Origin of the sequence: Actinomadura sp. NBRC 104425 (assembly GCF_030269545.1) — a bacterium.
Taxonomy (GTDB): domain Bacteria; phylum Actinomycetota; class Actinomycetes; order Streptosporangiales; family Streptosporangiaceae; genus Spirillospora; species Spirillospora keratinilytica.
Map to the genome: position 1 here is coordinate 1 of NZ_BSTN01000064.1, position 5,031 is coordinate 5,031.

The following is a 5,031-nucleotide window of genomic DNA, read 5'->3' on the forward strand; positions in this document are numbered from 1 at the left end:
CGAGGAGGCGGGTCGGGCGCGGTTGCCGTTGCGGGCGGGGAAGCGTCCGGAGCGGGTGCCGCTGTCGTTCGCTCAGCGTCGCCTGTGGTTCCTGGCCCAGCTCGAAGGCCCCAGCCCCACCTACAACATCCCGCTCGTCCTACGGCTGACCGGCGACCTGGACATCGCGGCCTTGAACGCGGCGTTCCGCGACGTCATCGCCCGACACGAGCCGCTCCGCACGGTCTACCCGGCCGTGGACGGCGAGCCCTACCAGCACATCCTGGACGCCCGCGATCTGGCATGGGACCTGGAAGTCCGCCGGACGACGGCCGAAGAGCTGCGGGACGCCATCGCGGAGGCCGCGCGGCACGAGTTCGACCTCGCCGCCGACATGCCCATCCGGGCGTGGCTGTTCGACCTGGGCGCCGATGAGCGGGTCCTGACAACGGTGATCCACCACATCGCCACCGACGGTTGGTCCCATCGCGCGCTGGGGCGGGACCTGGCGGCGGCATACGCGGCGCGGCTTCGGGGCGAGGCCCCGGCGTGGGATCCGTTGGCGGTGCAGTACGCCGATTACGCCTTGTGGCAGCGGAGGCTGCTGGGTGAGGAGTCCGATCCGAAGAGTCTGCTGTCGGCTCAGGTCGATTACTGGCGGCGGACTCTGGAGGGCGCGCCGGAGGAGCTGGTCCTGCCGACGGACCGGCCGCGCCCGGCGGTGGCCGGCCACCGCGGCCACGCGGTGCCGGTGCGGGTGCCCGCCCAGGTGCACGAACGACTGGTCGACCTCGCCCAGGCCGAAGGCGCCACCCCCTTCATGGTCCTGCAGGCCGCCCTGGCCGTCACCCTGTCCCGGCTCGGCGCCGGCACCGACATCCCCATCGGATCGGCGGTCGCCGGACGCACCGACGAGGCCCTGGACGACCTGGTCGGATTCTTCGTCAACACGCTGGTGATCCGCACCGACCTGTCGGGCGACCCGGACTTCAGGCAGGTGCTGGGACGGGTACGCGAGGCGAGCCTGGAAGGGCTGGCCCACCAGGACGTGCCGTTCGAACGGCTGGTGGAGGAGCTGGCGCCGTCCCGGTCACTGGCCCGGCACCCCCTCTTCCAGGTCATGCTGACGCTGCAGAACATCGACCGCGCGGCGCTCAGCCTCCCCGGCGTCCACGCCGAGGTGCTCGACGGGCCGGCCGACGCGGCCCGGTTCGACCTGGACGTGCACCTGCGCGAGACGTTCGACGACCGGGGGCGGCCCGCCGGGATGCGCGGGTGGCTGACCGGGGCCGCGGACCTGTTCGACGCCGGTTCGGTGAAATCCCTGGCCGAGCGCTGGACGCGGGTGCTGGAGGCCGTGACCGCGGCACCGGACCAGCCCGTCCACGCCGTCGACGTCCTCGACCCGAGCGAGCGCGCGCAGGTGCTCGACGGGTGGAACGACACGGCCGCCGACATCGCGCTGGCGACGCTGCCGGAGCTGTTCGAGGCCCAGGCGCGGCGGACCCCCGACGCGACCGCGGTGGTGTTCGAGGACGAGGAGCTGACCTACGCGGAACTGGACGCCCGGGCGGACCGGCTGGCCCGCCACCTGACCGCCCGCGGGGTCGGCCCGGAATCGGTCGTCGCGGTGGTGCTGGACCGCGGCATCGAACTGATCGTCGCGCTGCTGGGCGTCCTGAAGGCGGGCGCCGCCTACCTGCCGGTCGACCCGGGCTACCCGGCCGAGCGGATCGCGCTGATGCTGGAGGACGCGGCGCCGGCCGTGGTCCTGGACGACCCGGACGCCGTCGCCCGATGGTCGGTCCCCGACGGCGGCGGCCGCGCCGACCGGGCGGTCGACGCGCGCTCCCCGGCGTACCTCATCTACACGTCGGGGTCGACCGGACGGCCCAAGGGCGTGCTGGTCTCACACCACAGCATCGTCAACCGGCTGGTGTGGATGCGCGACCACTACCGGATCGGCGCCGGCGACCGGGTGATGCAGAAGACCCCGACCGTCTTCGACGTGTCCGTGTGGGAGCTGTTCTGCACGCTGATCTCCGGCGCGACGCTGGTCATCGCGCGGCCCGGCGGCCACCGCGATCCCGGATACGTCGCCGACCTCGTCCGCACGCGGCAGGTGACCGTACTGCACTTCGTGCCGTCCATGCTGGACGCGTTCCTGCTGGACTCGGCGGTGGGCGAGCTGCCGAGCCTGCGGATGGTCGTGTGCAGCGGCGAGGCGCTGCCCCCCGACACGCAGGCGCGGTTCTTCGCCGCCTTCGGCGACGTCGAGCTGCACAACCTGTACGGGCCCACCGAGGCGGCGGTGGACGTCACCGCCTGGCGGTGCACCCCCGGGCACGACGGCCGTCCGGTGCCCATCGGCGCGCCGGTGGCCAACACCCGCGTCTACGTCCTCGACGACAGGCTGGAGCCCGTCGCGCCCGGTGTGACCGGTGAGCTGTACCTCGCCGGAGTACAGCTCGCCCGCGGGTATGCCGGGCGGCCCGCGCTGACCGGCGAACGGTTCGTGGCCTGCCCGTTCGGCTCGGGCGAGCGGATGTACCGGACCGGAGACCTGGTCAAGTGGACGACCGACGGGCAACTGGTGTTCCTCGGCCGGACCGACCAGCAGGTGAAGGTGCGCGGCTTCCGCATCGAACCCGGGGAGATCGAGGCCGTGCTGCGCACGCGGTCCGACGTCGCGCAGGCGGCCGTGGTCGCGCGCGAGGACGTCCCGGGCGACACGCGGCTGGTGGCCTACGTCGTGCCCGCCGATCCCGGCACCGGGACCGACCCCGGCGACCTGCGGGAGTTCGCCTCCGGCCGACTGCCCGAGTACATGGTGCCCACCGCGGTGGTGGTGCTGGACGAGCTGCCGCTGACGGTGAACGGCAAGCTCGACCGCGGCGCGCTGCCCGTCCCGGAGTACCCGACCGGGTCCGGGCGGGCACCGGCGACGGTGCAGGAGGAGATCCTGTGCGAGGAGTTCGCCGAGGTACTGGGCGTGGAATCGGTCGGCGTCGACGATGACTTCTTCCGCCTCGGCGGGCACTCGCTGCTGGCGGTCCGGCTCGTGGAGCGCCTGCGTGGACGCGGAGTGCCTGTCTCGGTGCGGGCGCTGTTCGAATCGCCCACCCCGGCGGGGCTGGCGCGCGCGGTGGTAGACCAGGCACCCCCCGTACCGGAGAGCACGATCCCGGAGGACGCCGAACGGATCACGCCGGACATGCTGCCGCTGGTGGACCTGTCCCAGGACGAGGTGGACCGGATCGTCGCAGGTGTCGACGGCGGCGCCGCCAACGTGGGCGACATATACCCGCTGGCGCCGCTGCAGGAGGGCATGCTCTTCCACCACCTGCTCGCCGACGACGGCGCGGACGTGTACGTCACCGTACGGGTGCTGGAGTTCGACTCGCGGGAACGGCTGGACGAGGTCGCGCGGGCGTTGCAGCAGATCGTCGACCGGCACGACATCTACCGCACCAGCATGGCCTGGGAAGGACTGCGCGAGCCGGTCCAGGTGGTCTGGCGGCGCGCGACGCTGCCGATCGTGCAGCACGCGCCGGATCCGGCCGACGCCGACCCGGTCGGCACGCTCCTCACCCAGGCGGGAGCCGCCATGGACCTGGGCCGGGCGCCGCTGATGGACCTGCACATCGCCGAGACCGCCGGCGGCCGGTGGCTGGGCGCGGTCCGCATGCACCACCTCGTCCAGGACCGCATGGGCCTGGACGCGCTGCTGAGGGAACTGCGCGCCGTCCTGTCCGGCGAGGCGGACCGGCCCGCGAAGGCACTGCGGTTCCGCGACTTCGTCGCGCGGACCCGCGCCGTCGCACCGGCCGAGCACGAGCGGTTCTTCGCCGAACTGCTCGGCGACGTCACCGAGCCGACCGCGCCGTACGGGCTGATGGACGTGCGGGGCGACGGCGCCGACGTCGTCTCCACGGTGCTCCCGATTCCCGACGAGGTGGTCTCCGCCCTGCGACAGGTCGCCCAGCGGCTCGGCGTCAGCACCGCCACGGTGATGCACGTGGCGTGGGCCCGGGTGCTGGCCGTGCTGTCGGGACGCGACGACGTGGTGTTCGGCACCCTGCTGCTCGGGCGGATGAACGCCGGCGAGGGCTCCGACCGGTCGCTCGGCCCGTTCATCAACACCCTGCCCGTCCGGCTGCGCACCGGCCGGACCGGGGTACGGGCCGCCGTCCGGCACATGCGGAGCCAGCTTGCGGCGCTGCTGGAGCACGAGCACGCGCCGCTGGCGGTCGCGCAGCAGGCCAGCGGCATCGCGGGCAACACGCCGCTGTTCACGTCGCTGTTCAACTACCGGCATGTCGCGCAGGGCGTGAACGAACCCGGAGGACATGACTTCCAGGGCATCCGCATCGTCCGCGTTCAGGAGCAGACCAACTACCCCCTGAGCATCGCGGTGAACGACCCGGACCGCGAAGAGCTGAGCCTCACGGTGCAGGCCGTCAGCTCCGTCGACGTGGACGCCGTCGGCCGGATGCTCTGCACGGCGGTACGGAACCTGGTCACCGCGCTCACGACGACACTCGACGGCGGCCCGGACGTCGCGCTCCACACGGTGGATGTTCTCGACCCGCAGGAACGGGACCTTTTGGTGCGCGGGTGGAATGACACCGCGACGGAATCGGCGGGCTCGACTGTTGTGGAGCTGTTCGAGCGGCAGGTGGTGGCAACTCCGGACGCGCCTGCTGTGGTGTCGGACGAGGCCGAGTTGTCGTATGCGGAGCTGGACGCGCGGGCGAATCGGATCGCGCATTACCTGCGTGGCCTGGGCGTGGGTGCGGAGTCGCTGGTTGCGCTGTGCCTGCCGCGTGGTGTGGACGTGGTGGCGGCGATGTTGGGTGTGTGGAAGGCGGGGGCGGCGTATCTGCCGATCGATCCGGTGAGTCCGGCCGAGCGTGTGGAGTTCTTGCTGGCCGACAGCCGCGCGGTCGCCCTCGTCACGACCGGCGACCTGCTCGAAGACGTGTCGGTTGCCGATGTTCCGGTGATCGCGGTCGAGGATCTGGGGGCGGTGGACGCCGTCGAGGCGGTGCC

Annotated in this window: 1 protein-coding gene; it reads left to right on the forward strand. The window is 72.5% G+C overall.

Annotated elements, in window-relative coordinates:
• Window positions 1-28: 28 nt before the first annotated feature.
• On the forward strand, window positions 29-5,031 hold a 5,003-nt coding region (locus QSK22_RS32975; protein ID WP_285498419.1), incomplete at its 3' end, for a non-ribosomal peptide synthetase.